Source organism: Psychrobacter sp. NPDC064578 (assembly GCF_044901245.1).
Classification (GTDB): domain Bacteria; phylum Pseudomonadota; class Gammaproteobacteria; order Pseudomonadales; family Moraxellaceae; genus Psychrobacter; species Psychrobacter cibarius_C.
In genome coordinates this window covers 265,218-278,645 of sequence record NZ_JBJDPI010000002.1, presented here as the reverse complement: position 1 = coordinate 278,645, position 13,428 = coordinate 265,218, and the positions used below count along the sequence as shown (strand labels likewise).

12 protein-coding genes are annotated in these 13,428 nt (G+C 38.7%); 9 read left to right on the top strand and 3 right to left on the bottom strand.

The window, feature by feature from the left end; all coding sequences use genetic code 11:
• Nucleotides 1–169 precede the first annotated feature (169 nt).
• Genes ACI2JM_RS03075 through ACI2JM_RS03060 form a run of 4 tightly spaced genes read left to right on the top strand, consistent with a single transcriptional unit; the run spans nt 170 to nt 5,024 of the window.
• Nucleotides 170–1,192, top strand: coding sequence for a cyclic GMP-AMP synthase DncV-like nucleotidyltransferase (locus tag ACI2JM_RS03075; RefSeq protein ID WP_404642013.1), 1,023 nt, complete (start codon nt 170–172; stop codon nt 1,190–1,192).
• 8 nt (nt 1,193–1,200) lie between these two features.
• Nucleotides 1,201–2,892 carry a HesA/MoeB/ThiF family protein gene (locus ACI2JM_RS03070; protein ID WP_404642011.1) on the top strand — a complete coding sequence of 564 codons (1,692 nt, stop codon included), beginning with the start codon at nt 1,201–1,203 and terminating at the stop codon, nt 2,890–2,892.
• Nucleotides 2,877–3,389, top strand: coding sequence for a Mov34/MPN/PAD-1 family protein (locus ACI2JM_RS03065; protein WP_404642009.1), 513 nt, complete (start codon nt 2,877–2,879; stop codon nt 3,387–3,389). The genes ACI2JM_RS03070 and ACI2JM_RS03065 overlap by 16 nt, the downstream gene beginning before the upstream one ends.
• A 3-nt stretch (nt 3,390–3,392) precedes the next feature.
• Nucleotides 3,393–5,024 carry an SAVED domain-containing protein gene (locus ACI2JM_RS03060; protein WP_404642007.1) on the top strand — a complete coding sequence of 544 codons (1,632 nt, stop codon included), beginning with the start codon at nt 3,393–3,395 and terminating at the stop codon, nt 5,022–5,024.
• 87 nt (nt 5,025–5,111) lie between these two features.
• Here the strand turns inward: ACI2JM_RS03060 and dpaL are convergent, their stop codons facing one another.
• From dpaL to ACI2JM_RS03045, 3 genes are all read right to left on the bottom strand, one after another.
• On the bottom strand, nt 5,112–6,287 hold the full coding sequence (gene dpaL, locus ACI2JM_RS03055; protein ID WP_404642005.1) for a diaminopropionate ammonia-lyase: 1,176 nt from the start codon (nt 6,285–6,287) through the stop codon (nt 5,112–5,114).
• A 62-nt stretch (nt 6,288–6,349) separates the two neighbouring features.
• A complete protein-coding gene (locus ACI2JM_RS03050; RefSeq protein ID WP_404642003.1) occupies nt 6,350–6,733 on the bottom strand; it encodes a RidA family protein in 384 nt (127 codons plus the stop codon).
• Nucleotides 6,734–6,788: 55 nt separating this feature from the next.
• Nucleotides 6,789–7,469: a transcriptional regulator gene (locus ACI2JM_RS03045; RefSeq protein WP_404642001.1), complete on the bottom strand. Its 681-nt coding sequence runs from the start codon at nt 7,467–7,469 to the stop codon at nt 6,789–6,791.
• 403 nt (nt 7,470–7,872) lie between these two features.
• Between ACI2JM_RS03045 and ACI2JM_RS03040 the strand changes: the two genes are divergently transcribed.
• From ACI2JM_RS03040 to ACI2JM_RS03020, 5 genes are all read left to right on the top strand, one after another.
• On the top strand, nt 7,873–9,039 hold the full coding sequence (locus ACI2JM_RS03040; RefSeq protein WP_404641999.1) for a M24 family metallopeptidase: 1,167 nt from the start codon (nt 7,873–7,875) through the stop codon (nt 9,037–9,039).
• An 18-nt stretch (nt 9,040–9,057) separates the two neighbouring features.
• Nucleotides 9,058–10,659 carry a BCCT family transporter gene (locus ACI2JM_RS03035; RefSeq protein ID WP_404641997.1) on the top strand — a complete coding sequence of 534 codons (1,602 nt, stop codon included), beginning with the start codon at nt 9,058–9,060 and terminating at the stop codon, nt 10,657–10,659.
• Nucleotides 10,660–10,663: 4 nt separating this feature from the next.
• Nucleotides 10,664–11,491: an aspartate/glutamate racemase family protein gene (locus tag ACI2JM_RS03030; protein WP_404641995.1), complete on the top strand. Its 828-nt coding sequence runs from the start codon at nt 10,664–10,666 to the stop codon at nt 11,489–11,491.
• 71 nt (nt 11,492–11,562) lie between these two features.
• Nucleotides 11,563–12,144, top strand: coding sequence for a TRAP transporter small permease (locus ACI2JM_RS03025; RefSeq protein WP_404641993.1), 582 nt, complete (start codon nt 11,563–11,565; stop codon nt 12,142–12,144).
• A complete protein-coding gene (locus ACI2JM_RS03020) occupies nt 12,134–13,411 on the top strand; it encodes a TRAP transporter large permease (protein WP_404641991.1) in 1,278 nt (425 codons plus the stop codon). The genes ACI2JM_RS03025 and ACI2JM_RS03020 overlap by 11 nt, the downstream gene beginning before the upstream one ends.
• Nucleotides 13,412–13,428: the final 17 nt, after the last annotated feature.

The window sequence follows — 13,428 nt, the reverse complement described above, 5'->3', positions numbered from 1 at the left end:
ATATTGGGTAAATGCTACTTGGCTTAATTCAGCGCTCAGTATTTTACAGTGAATTCTATTCTTTACGACACGAGTTGACGCTTTAAACTATTTGTGTCTATCAATTGATATCGTTGCTTGATATATTCTATAACTATCAAAACTTAACAATTATTGAGAGGTAACGTATATGGCAGATTTACAAAAACAGTTCTTAGAATTCCATAATGCTATTAAATTAGGCACTTACGAAGAGAACGACTTTTTACGTAAAAAACGCGACCTAATCATCGATAAGCTTAAGAGTAAATTGGCAGAAAGAAAAGACGATGGTTATCCTCAGTATGAAAGAAGCTTCAACCAAGGAAGCTACGCCTTAAATACGGGTATTAAACCTGTCAGAGCTGGTGATTACGATATTGATGTTGGTGTATTACTGGACTGCCATAAAGAAGACTACAAACCGGTCGAATTAAAAGAGTTAGTCGCAGATTGTATCAAACACAATAATCGGACTGTAGAAGTGAGTCGTTCATGTGTGACAGTGACATATATGAAGGATGGCAAACCAGATTATCATGTTGATTTGCCAATATATGCAAAGTCTAGCAACACATACGATAATACATATTATCTAGCTAAAGGTAGAAAAGGGTTAACTGAAGATAAGCGAGTTTGGCAGGCAGCGGATCCTGAAGGTATCAACTCAATAATAAATGGCTTATATAAAGGTAATGATACCTATGAGGATAACGGTTCTGATCAACGTAAACAGTTTCGTAGATGCGTACGCTACTTAAAGAGATGGCGTCATCATAAATCTGCTGGGATTCATAGCATTGGGCTGACCATGGCAGCATATCATTGGTTAGAGCCCGAAGTAGAAGTTAAAAATGATGGAGATGTTCTATTAAGCTTGGTCAAAACTATCTTGAATAATTTTGATTACTTTGGTCGTCTCAGCATTAATCTGCCTATAACACCCGGTGGTGATTTACTGAAGTCTGTCAGTGATGAAGACATGGCTACTATCAAGGAACGTTTTGAGACACTAAGGGATAATTTACAGTCAGCTGTCGATGAGCCAGATGCGCATGAGGCCAGTACGACATTGAGAAAAAGTTTTGGTGATGACTTTCCAGAAGTAGCGAAAAGCGATAAAGCTAAAAAAAGTAATGAAGCGCCATATGTCAGTACTGGCACATCAGCATAGGTAATGTCATGACAATCAGCCAAAACCTTCAACAAAGCTTTGAGATGCATATTCAATCTCTTGGTGGCAAAAGCATTGAGAGCCATGATAAAAAGGATGGTTTTATAGCTATCGGCTTTGATTTAGATATTCATGGTCAGATAGTTCCTTTATCAGTCAAATATGTTGATCAAAAGCGTTGGCTAGCATTACCTACAGTATCGATTGCTAAGTGTAACTTACCAGCATTAGATCATGTAGGTAACGATGGCTTGATATGTGTTACAGATCATCAAGGTGAGATGTTTGATAGCGGTGAGTTATTTGGTCTTTTTAAATATGCTGTAGATACGGCTATAGACATTCTTACGAACTCTCTTAAGTCGTATCAAGCTAGTAACAGGATTGCTCTATACGAAGAAATTGATGGTTATAACCAGACAATCGTGTCAGATGCACCAGTTATTGTTGCGACACACAATCTAAATCAATCTGATAGTTTATACGCATGGTGTATTAATTGTACGAGACAACGTAATACACCTCAGTTTTATCACATTAAATATTTAGTAGATGGTGCTAGCCAACATCCACCTAGCTCTAGCCCTTATACTGCTATAAAAGTAACTAAGATATCCTTACCTCGTATTGAGGATTTTGTTATTCCTGATCTTTTTGAGTCATTTGATAAAAACTGGTGGAAGCAACAAATATTAAAATTCAGTGAAAATCAGTTGGCTAGCTTGCAGAAAAAAAGTAATTTTAAAATTGTTCTCTTAGAGATACCCACACCCAAAATGCATACATACTTGATCGTTTCCTATTATCAGGATATGACTTCAAATAAGTATCGTAATTTCAAGGTTCAAACTTTACAGCGTGGCTGGCGTGAATACTTACTAAATCGTACTGGTATTGAGTCTCAATTTCTAAGTAAAAAGACCGTTGTGATAGCTGGCTGCGGTTCAGTTGGGTCAAGAATTGCAGAAATACTGGCTGAGTCAGATGTCGATAAATTAATACTGGTCGATTATGATGATATGAAAACCGACAATATTATGCGACATTACCTTGGAGTACAAGATGTCAACCAGTCTAAAGTTAGTGCTCTTAAAAATCGTCTCCAGCAAAACATACCTGAGTTAGAAGTAGTAGCTTACAGGGCTAATATTTTAAACTGGCTCATTAATCAAAATAGTGAACAGCTATCTGAAATTCATTCCATAGTGTTAGCTACTGGTCATCCTCCAACAGAACTAGAGGTGTGCCGCCGCTTATATACTTACAAGGCGAATGTTCATGTTGTATCTGGTTGGCTAGAGGCTTACGGATTGGGCGGTCATATTTTAGGATTCAGAAGCAATAACGATGCTTGTTTGAAGTGTCTTTACTACGATGAAGACAGCGATCATTCAAATTATATAAAGACCAGTTTGTTTAGTAACCCTTCAGGCATAGTTTTATCAAAAAATATTACTGGATGCGCTGGAGCGTTCACAGCATATGGTTCAGTCCATGCTATGAAAACAGCAGTGATTATGGCTGAGTTCGTGATTGAACTTAAAACTGGATTACAATCGTGGTGCGCTACTAATAAATTACCGATTGACTATGGCTTAGAAGCTACTAAGCACCATGAGGCAACTCTACAAAATGGTGGTTATTATTCACAGCCACTAATCTCCGTTAAAGTCGCAGGGTGTTCATGTTGCAGTACCTAAACAACCGCATCGTATGGAAGGAAAATGATAAAGCATACGATGGCGCAATATCAGAGTCTGTAATAGCCGCTTGGTTCGGTTTTAGACAATCGCACGTAAGATCAAAGGAAGCTGGCGGTATATTATTAGGCAGATACTATCCAGATAGTCATACTATACTGGTAGACGACTTAACTACGCCCATGTTCAGAGATAATCGTACTCGCACCACTTTCTTTCGTTCCAAATCTCACAATAAAGCTCTCAAAAAATATTGGAAGGAGACTAATGGTTATGGCGGTCTGCTAGGGTTATGGCATACACACCCTGAGCCAAAACCTAATCCATCTAATACCGACTTAAATGATTTAGCGAGTCAATTTGCTAGCTCTAAATATTTATCGGAACGTATTTTGTATGTCATCGTTGGTACTAGTCATATTGGCTTTTGGATTGCCTACTCTCAAAACTCTAAAATATTTTTAGGCTATTTACCCTTTTATGATAAGGATAATTAAAAAATGACTGCAAATAATCCATCTGCGGGAACTCAGACTTCGCAAGATCAAGCCCTAAATAAGACTATATTTACCGATCTTGACTCGGCCAAACAATATCTCGATCATCTTAGAGAAACAGGATTGCAATGGGATCGTGTTGGCTTTCTTTCAGACGCAAGCTACCATAACTTAATGACACTACTGTTCAATGACGGTGAATTAACAGATGTTTTTAGGTTTTCTCTGACAGATGATGACAATCACTTATTCATTCAATACTTAAGCAACAATTTTGAAATAACGGTGGATTATAAAATCTCTGAAGTTGAAGCTTTTGAAACTAAAAATATAAAGCAGAATAATGATGTTATGTCTTTATGGTCTAATTGTCCGCAAAGCTCATACTCTGTAACTAATGAGTCTCTAAAGTTTTTCGTAGATGATTTAATTTTGAAAAATAATGGTGGTGGTAGAGGGGAAAATTTTGATGTCTATATTAAGCGTAAAGTTATGGATGATAGCCATGGACGATGTATGTTCAGAGGTTGTGGACAACGCTTAGATGTTGATGGATTAACTGGTTACGACGGTAATTACGGTTATTTGGCTCATAACATTGCGTCCTCTACTAAGGGTCCTAGAGGAACGCTATATCTATCACATTTATTATCCAATGCTGCTAGTAATGTTTTACTACTGTGTGACATACATCATCGCTTGGTAGACAGAATTGCAAGCTCATATTATCCAGCGCCATTATTAACTAAAATGCGTGAAGAGCATGTTTATTTGTGCAACAAATTGCTTGATGCTCTAAATTATACGCCAGTTGATATTTTCTTTATTCCTTGGGGTGTAAACAGTCAGCATGTAGAAAAGCCTAATTCGGTAGCAATATCAAAGTCCCTAAGTGTATTTGAACATAGAGCATCAGACTATATTATTAGCGTGAACGCTGGTGCAAGTGAGTCAATGGATAGTGATAATAGTTTTGAAGAGAATGCTTCAAGGTATATCGAAAAATGTGTTAATAAAATTCATGATCAAACTGAAGGGTCTGGCGCAGCAGTATTTGTTTTAGGTCCAACTTTTGCTTTAATAGGTTTTGGTGCGAAGTTTGGTAATAAATCCAAATTAATGCCAATGCTGCGTTACAGAGATGCTAGTAGTTGGATGTGGCCTGGAGTAAATCCTAGGGAAGATGCGTTTATTATTGATGAGCCAGAGATTGACTCAGATCAATCAGTGGTCATTGTTAGCGTTAAACTAACTGCAGATGCTGAAATGATTGATTTAACAATTGACCATCTTAATCAGCAAGCCCAAGACAAGCTTCCAGTAATAAATATATATCCTCCTCAGAGTTACGGATACGGTAATGGCGCAATAGCGCATCCACTTGAGGGTGAGAAACTAGCTAATAGACTTAAGGAGATTTTTACTAACTTGAATCAAATGCATGGTATCAAAACAGTACATCTATTAGTTTGTGCCTCAAATGCGGCCTGTGTATATATTGGTCAAGCTGTAGATAGATTTCAGCCTGAGTTTATAGTCTACGACTATGGAACCGGGATGATGGAGCCTAAACTTAGGATATATAATGATAGCAATACTACGGTCATTGAATGTGTTATAGCGGATTGTGCATAGCACTTGTACATATTAAAGAAACTTAATCTGACTATCGTATAAATTTTAAAGAATGTCAGATTAAGTACGAAATATAATTGATAAAACCTAGTATTTAGCCTCCCATACTACATCTCTATATCTACTTGGATTGGTATCGCCTTCAGTATTAAAAATTAACACAGTTGAATCTTGATTTAACCCCAACTCGTCACGAAGCTTTTTATTTGAAGTATCGCTACATAGCTTATAGAGCAAGCCAAAAGTGATAGCGCCTGATTCACCACTAGTAATAGCAGTATCGCCTGACAAAGGATTGCCTAAAACGCGCATGCCTATTGCTGAAACACTATCATCTACAGAGGCAAAATAGCTGCTGTTGTCTCTTAACACAGGCCAAGTGACGGGATTTGGCTCACCGCAAGCGAGACCTGCCATTATAGTATCTAGTTGACCTGTGACATTGACCATATTTCCGTCAGCGCTATTGCCCGAGCGATAGAGACAGTCCGCAGCGTCAGGTTCGGCGATAATAGTATGAAAACTGTCCACACCAAGCTTATCTACTAAATAGCCTAAAACACCACCTGCCATTGAACCCACACCAGCTTGCAGCATGACATGAGTAATTTTCCCTTCATTCATAGCTTCGGCTTGTTCAATCGCTTCATCAGGCATAGTCATATAACCTTGAGAGATCCACGTTGGGATTTTCTCGTAGCCCTCCCAAGCCGTATCCTGTACTAAAATCCAACCATTTTCTTCTGCAGTTTTGCTAGCTAGGCGTACGGTATCATCGTAATTGACATCCGTAACAATACATTCTGCACCGAGCTTGCGAATACGCTCAACACTGGCTACTGGTGATCCCATGGGCATATAAACGACTGCCTTCTGTCCCATTTTTTGCGCGGCCCACGCCACGCCAGTACCATGATTACCAGCGGTCGCAGTAGTAAATACTAATGGCTCGTCTAACTTTTCAGAAACGGTCTTTAGATCAATCTGTGCTATATCAACATCAAGATGTTCAGCTAACAACTGTCCTAGAGCATAAGAGCCACCAAGTCCCTTATAGGCTTTAAGTCCAAAACGATGCGCCTCATCTTTAATCAAAATTGATTTTACCCCCAGTCTTTTAGCCAACAAAGGCAGTGACACCAAGGGCGTTGGCTGATAGTCGTCAATTTGATGGTGAAAGTCGCGTACTTGGCTCATAAAATCAGCATTGAAAATTTCTGATTTTTTACCGGTATAGAAGTTATTTTTAATAATGTTAATCATACAATTCTCTCAAAAGCATAAAGATAAAGCCATGGCTACGATCAATAGAATTAACTTATAGATTAGTTGATAAAAGCGATGGCTTCTATTTCTATCAACGCATCTTTTGGTAAGCGAGCGGCCTCAAAACAAGTGCGACTTGGTGCAGCCTCAGTACCGAATACTTCAGTATAAACATCGTTGAAAGCAGCAAAGTCTTTCATATCAGATAGCAAGCAAGTAGTTTTTAATACTGAATCTAAAGATGCACCACCTGCTTCAAGCACCGCTTTTAGATTAGCTAATGATTGGCGAGCCTGTTCTTCAATACCTCCTTCTACAAACACCATAGTCTTAGGGTCTAAAGGCAACTGACCTGAAGTAAATACTAATTCTTTAAACGCCATACCTTGAGAGTAAGGGCCGATAGCGGCTGGTGCTGAATCGGTGTGGACTGTGTTTTTCATAATCATCTCTTTTATAGGGTTAATAAAATTATAGGAAGATCAAAAATTCAACTATTTATTCAGATTTAAATTCACGAATGTATTTATAAATAGCATGGCGAGTTATTCCTAAGTGTTCAGATACCATTGCCGTAGCTTCTTTAAATTCAAATATTTCGTTTTCAAGTAATACTTTAGTAATAGCTTTATTTCTGCCTTTTTGATTGACTGAAGGATCATTGTCAACTTCCAAAACAGCATTATCGAGAGCTTGCTCAATCACATCTGTGGCTGAAGAACTAAAATTTTCATTAACGCTAGTATGTAAACTGGCCATATCCGGCATCAATGTTTGAATGATTTCTGGAAAAGGGCAGGATAAGTTCATATTTATACAGAACAATCCAATTGGCTTACCAGCCTCACCCGCTAATACACAAGTCGTTGATTTAAGCAAAGCGCCGCCTTTACTAGTAGTAAAGTAACTTTTTGGTGCTACTTCCCCTGTTTTTTTAAACTGGCTGAGCATTTTTAGCCCTACATCTGTGATAGGTGAATAGACGGTACGGCCAGTATGGTGACCATTGACTATTTTAACGACTGATTGCTCAAAGCTTGCAAATGAATGAATCACTATTTCGCAATGAGGACCTATCAAGTCAGCGATTGTGTCAGCAAGTCGAAAATAAGTTTCTAAGAACTTCGCATCTTCATCTGTGAATTCTGCGTTTAGTGCCGTAAATACTTTTTGTTCCATTTGTAAACCACTATTGTTAACTGAATATGCTGATTATCATGGTCTTACTAAGGTAGAAATGCAAGCTTGAAATCATACTCGCACCACTATAAAACCATAAGTCTGAGAGTAAATCAACCGATAAGTTAACTAAATGTAACTTTGATATATCACTCTTAATCTGTATTTGCTTAATGTAATATTGCTTAATGTGCTTACTGTATAAGAGGTAGGCTAATAAAATTTACATAAAGTAACATAATATTAATTATTTTATCGCGTTATAACAGATAATATATTTAACTATTACAAGTTGTTTATTTATGTATATATAATATAAATAAATATAGAAATCGCATTATCTATCGTTCACTTCTGTGTCCTTTATAGTTTGCATTACCGTGATAACAGGGAAGATGTCATTATGATTAATTATCTCCAACGTGGTTTCGATCACTCTGAATTTGAAAAAAGAACTGCCCGCGCTCAAAAAATCATGCACGATATGAAGCTCGACGCCATGTTCTTTACTACCGAGCCAAACATACGCTACTTCACAGGATTTCTTACCCAGTTTTGGCAGAGCCCAACACGTCCTTGGTTTCTTATTATACCCGCTGAAGGAAAACCTATTGCTATAGTGCCTGAGATCGGTGCTAGTGGTATGGCAGAAACTTGGATTGATAACATTATTACTTGGCCGTCACCGCGTCCTGAAGATGATGGAATAAGCCTTGTCTTTAGTGCATTAAATACTTTGCCTTGTCGTCATGGTCGTGTGGGCGCAACTCTAGGTATTGAGTCCCACTTACGTATGCCAATCAACAATTATCTCAAACTTACCAAAATGGTAAAAAAAGATTTTGTTGATGTATCTTTAGCTGTGCACGAATTGCGACAAATTAAATCTCAAGCTGAGATTGAAAAAACGCGTGAAATTTGCCGCATTACTAATCATGGTTTTGCCAAGCTTCCTTATTATGCTCGTGTCGGTATGACTGAACGTGAAATCTGTAAACAACTTCGTATTGATATGTTGCAAGAAGGCGCAGACGCCTGTCCATATATCATTGCAGGTTCCGGACCTGATGGTTATGACAGTATTATTATGGGCCCGACAGATCGTGTCATTGAAGAAGGCGATGTGCTAATTATTGATACTGGTGCCGTACGCGATGGATACTTCTCTGACTTCGATCGAAACTGGGCTTTTGGGCATGCCAGCGAACAGACAAAAGCTGCTTATCGTGCTACCTATGAGGCCACAACAAAAGGTTTTGAAGCGGCACGACCTGGGGCTACAACTACAGATATTTATAACGCTATGTGGGGAGTATTAGAGGCGAATGGTGCTCTAGGTAATGATGTTGGTCGTCTTGGCCATGGTCTAGGCATTGAGTTGACCGAGCGACCTTCTCATACCGCAACCGACAACACTATTCTTATGCCAGGCATGGTGCTGACTCTTGAGCCCGGTATGGTATATGCACCAGGTAAGTCTATGGTACATGAAGAGAATATTGTGATTACAGAAGATGGCGCAGAGTGGCTAAGCGAGCGTGCTGAGCCTGAACTTATTATAATCAAATAGTCCGCAGGAGAAACGACTATGTCAGTTAAACATGCGGATGCAACACAAGGTAAGCTAATATTTATCAGCACTATGAGCTTTATTATTCTAGTGGTGATAGCAGGGATATTATTCCCAGATCAGCTTTATACCGTAGGTATTGGAACCATGACTTATTTAACCGATACCTTCGGTTGGATATATATGGCGGGCTCCTTCTTTTTTATCATGTCTATGTTCTATCTAGCATTTAGCAAATATGGCAACATCAAGCTCGGCCCTGATGATGCTAAACCTGAATTTAGCACTTTTTCTTGGATAGGTATGCTGTTCTCTGCTGGTATGGGTACGGTTATGTTGTATTGGGGTGTGGCAGAGCCTGTATACCACTATATGGAGCCGTTATCTACTACAGGTATTCTCCCACAGACAGCAGAAGCAGCAGAATTTGCGATGAAGCAAAGCTTTATCCATCAGGGTATTCAGGCATGGTCGGCATTTTCAGTAGTTGGTCTTGCCGTTGGGTACTTAATATACCGTAAAAATGAGAGTGGTCTTATTAGTAATATTCTTATCCCTTGGGGACGTGACAAGGCAAACGGCAATCTAGGTAAGCTAGTCAACTTAATTTGTGTATTCGGCGCCATTGCTGGTATATCGACCTCATTAGGACAAAGTGGGCTGTCATTAGGTGTTAGTTTTTCATATCTGTTTGGCACGCCTGATGCACCGTGGATAGTTTTTTTACTTGTTGGTTTTATTGCTTTAATAACTATCTTATGTACGACAACGGGTCTAGAAAAGGGCATTAAACTGCTCTCCGACTATAACGCTTATTTGCTAATTGGACTTATTCTGTTAGTGGGAATTGTGGGACCGACCACAACCATGATTAATGTCTACTTTGACTCTATAGGTAATTATATTAATGATTTCTTTAAAGATGCGTTGATGTTACCGACATTCGCAGCAGAAGAGGAAGCGCCTTGGATACGTGGCTGGCCAATTTATTATTATGCATGGGCTATCGCTTGGGCACCCTTTGTCGGTCCATTTATTGCTCGAGTCTCCAAAGGACGCACTATACGTGAATTTATCTTAGGCTCTATGATCTTGCCTTGCATTGGTATTTTCTTGTGGGTTGCATTCTTTGGCACTATTGGCATTCAATCTGAGCCAGCGGTACTAGAAGCAGCGGCAGCATCATCAAAAGCGGCCACCTTCATTGTGCTAGAAGATTTTCCAATGGGTAAAGTTATCTCGTTTGGGGTAGTCATTGCACTCTTTACTTGCTTTATTACTTCACTAAACAGCTCTACTTTTACCTTAGCCAGTATGAGTGAAAATGGAACAAACAACCCCAGTAATAAAATGAAAATTATCTGGGTAATTGCTCAATCTGCCATGGCACTTACTTTAATGGTAAGTAGTAAAACGGGTATTGATCTATTACAAAGCATCAGCTTGATATTTGCACTACCGCTTATGTTTGTCCTTTTCTTATGCGTCGCTAGCACCTTCAAAATGCTACGTGCTGAGTTTACTGACGGCTCAACCTCTGATCCGAAACGTGGTGATTCTAATATAAAACAAGAGCCGATCGCCCTTACTGAAAGTACCGTATTAAAAAAGAAACAATAGAGTAGTGAGTTTATCAAGCTACATAACTAAAAGAGCTATTTTTAATAAAGGGGTCATTAATATGCTAACAATAGATGAATTTAGAAAGTTTGAGACCCCTCTTAGTTATATTTGTGCAGAACGCATTGAAAGGGTTCATATAGGTCTTGTCCAGTTGAGCACAGATCACTCATTAGAAATGGATTGGGCCAAGCTTATCGGCTCACAAGCGGCTGTATTTAGTACTCGGGTTTTTTATAGTAGTGAAATGACTCCAAAAGCACTTGATCAAATTGCAACAGGCATTAGTGAGGCATCTGATCTAATTGCAACTGGTTTACCAATGGATGTTATGGCATTTGGTTGCACTTCTGCATCAATTATTATTGGTGAGCAAAAGGTGGCTGAATTATTGACTAAGAATAGAGGCGGTATTCCAACTACCAATCCGTGGACAGCGGCTCAAGCTTCCTTTAAGCATCTCGGTGCTACCAAAGTAGCTGTCTTCTCACCATATACAACAGAAGTGAATTTTCCACTTTATCAACAACTGATCAGTGCAGGTTTTGAAGTGTCTGTATTAGGATCTTTAGGTATAGAAAAAGATACTGAAATTACCACAGTGTCAAAGGAGTCAGTATTTGCGGCACTACATCAACTAATACCTGACTCGGGTGCTGAAGTAGTATTTCTTTCCTGTACGAATCTGAGAGTGCTAGATTACATTGAAGAGATGGAAAGTATTTTTAATTTACCCGTAGTTTGCAGCAATTCAGCATTATTTTGGCATGCTATAAATTTGACTGGTAATCAAGCCAAGTGTCCAGGCTATGGAAGACTGTTAAACATATAAATTAATATTAGTATTTAAAGGAATAAGAAGCCAAGAAACTTGATAGGCCTCTTAATTTAAAAGGAACTTAGATGGGTATATTCAATAAAATCGATGATTTCGTCTCGATGATAACAGAATGGATTCTTGCTGCCAGTATCATATTGATGGCCGTTACTTTAATTGCAAACGTTATAGCTAGAAAAGTCTTTGCTAATAGTATTCCTGCAGCAGATGAGATTGGCGCAACGCTCCTTATTATAGTTACTTTTAGCGGTATTGGTTATGCCGCTAGAAAGGGACGCCATATTCGAATGTCTGCGCTTTTTGATGCTGTGCCTTTTAAAGCGCAAAAAGTGTTAATCATTATTATCTCTATCTTAACCTGTATCACCTATTTATATGTCTGTTACATCGCCTACGAATATATTCAGCATACTAAAATGTTGGGACGTGTGACTTCAGCCCTTGAATTACCAGCATGGATTATACAACTTGTTGTTCCTATCGGTTTTGGTTTAGGTGCTATTCAATATTTTTTGAACGTCATTGTTAATATAAAAGAGCCTCAATTGTATATTGGGACAGAAAAAATAGATGGAGGTGATGGAATGGAATCCGACTTATATACTGTTGATGACAAAACAAACGAAGGAGGCAAAAATGTTAATTAGCCTCTTAGTCGTTATGATTATCCTGCTTCTCATGGGTTTTCCCATGATGATGACTATGTTGTTTTCAACGCTTTTTTACATGATTTTCTTCATGCCTGATGTTGAAGCTTTTACTTCTGTTCAGCAAATGGTTCTTGGCGTACAGAGTCCAGTATTGTTAGCTATTCCAATGTTTATGCTTGCAGCAGACATTATGTGTACAGGACAAACCTCGAAACGGTTGCTTGATTTTGTCGAAAGTTACGTAGGTCACCTTCCTGGTGGCATGGCAACAACAACAGCTTTGACCTGCGCGCTTTTTGGTTCTATTTCTGGATCAACACAGGCTACGGTAGTGGCTGTCGGACGCCCAGTCCGTCAAAGACTCCTTGATAACGGCTATGATGATAGTGAAGTCATGGCTCTGATTATTAACTCTAGTAACTTGGCCTACCTAATTCCTCCCAGTTTAGGAATGATTGTTTATGGGGTTGCTAGTGGTGCTTCTATCGGTGATTTATTTATCGCGGGTATAGGACCTGCGATTCTTATCTTAATAATATTCTCTATCTATAGTGCCTTTTATGCAAAGGCTAAAAAGATCCCAAGCTTAAAAAAGGCTTCAAATAAACAAAGATGGCTAGCAACAAAAAAGTGCCTTCTTGCTTTTGGGTTTCCATTAATCATTATGGGAGGTATTTATACAGGAATATTCAGCCCCACTGAAGCAGCAGCTGCTGCAGTACTCTACGCGATAATCGTAGAAGTAGGTTTTTATAAGAGTATCAAGATTCAAGAGATTTATAACATAGCCTTATCAACGGGAGTGATCACTACTGTTGTTTTCATTCTTGTTGCAGTAGGCGCTGCTTTCTCTTGGATTATTTCTTACGCTAGAGTGCCACAATTAATCGCTGAAGGACTTTTAGGAAACGACCCATCTATCTTCACTATACTTCTGATAGTCAATATTTTCTTTTTCATCGGCTGTATGTTTGTCGAAGCTATTGTTGTTATTCTAATTCTCACACCAATATTTGTACCCATTGCTTCGGCTGCTGGTATAGACCTCGTTCACCTTGGAATTATCGTTACTTTACAAGTCGCTATTGGCTCAGGAACACCGCCATTTGGTACTAGTATTTTTACCTGTAGTGCTATTTTTGATCAACCTTATTTAAAGGTCATAAAAAATGAGACCCCTTACATTGCTATGTTACTAATAGCTTGCGTACTCGTCTCCGCCTTCCCTGGAATATCATTATTTCTAGGAAGCCTCACTCAATAATTTTTTGCAATTAAAGG

Coding starts and splice junctions, on each gene's coding strand:
- ACI2JM_RS03070 (WP_404642011.1), top strand. CDS start 1,201: ATGACAATCAGCCAAAACCTTCAACAAAGCTTTGAGATGCATATTCAA.
- ACI2JM_RS03040 (WP_404641999.1), top strand. CDS start 7,873: ATGATTAATTATCTCCAACGTGGTTTCGATCACTCTGAATTTGAAAAA.
- ACI2JM_RS03060 (WP_404642007.1), top strand. CDS start 3,393: ATGACTGCAAATAATCCATCTGCGGGAACTCAGACTTCGCAAGATCAA.
- ACI2JM_RS03050 (WP_404642003.1), bottom strand. CDS start 6,733: ATGAAAAACACAGTCCACACCGATTCAGCACCAGCCGCTATCGGCCCT.
- ACI2JM_RS03045 (WP_404642001.1), bottom strand. CDS start 7,469: ATGGAACAAAAAGTATTTACGGCACTAAACGCAGAATTCACAGATGAA.
- ACI2JM_RS03035 (WP_404641997.1), top strand. CDS start 9,058: ATGTCAGTTAAACATGCGGATGCAACACAAGGTAAGCTAATATTTATC.
- ACI2JM_RS03065 (WP_404642009.1), top strand. CDS start 2,877: ATGTTGCAGTACCTAAACAACCGCATCGTATGGAAGGAAAATGATAAA.
- ACI2JM_RS03075 (WP_404642013.1), top strand. CDS start 170: ATGGCAGATTTACAAAAACAGTTCTTAGAATTCCATAATGCTATTAAA.
- dpaL (WP_404642005.1), bottom strand. CDS start 6,287: ATGATTAACATTATTAAAAATAACTTCTATACCGGTAAAAAATCAGAA.
- ACI2JM_RS03025 (WP_404641993.1), top strand. CDS start 11,563: ATGGGTATATTCAATAAAATCGATGATTTCGTCTCGATGATAACAGAA.
- ACI2JM_RS03020 (WP_404641991.1), top strand. CDS start 12,134: ATGTTAATTAGCCTCTTAGTCGTTATGATTATCCTGCTTCTCATGGGT.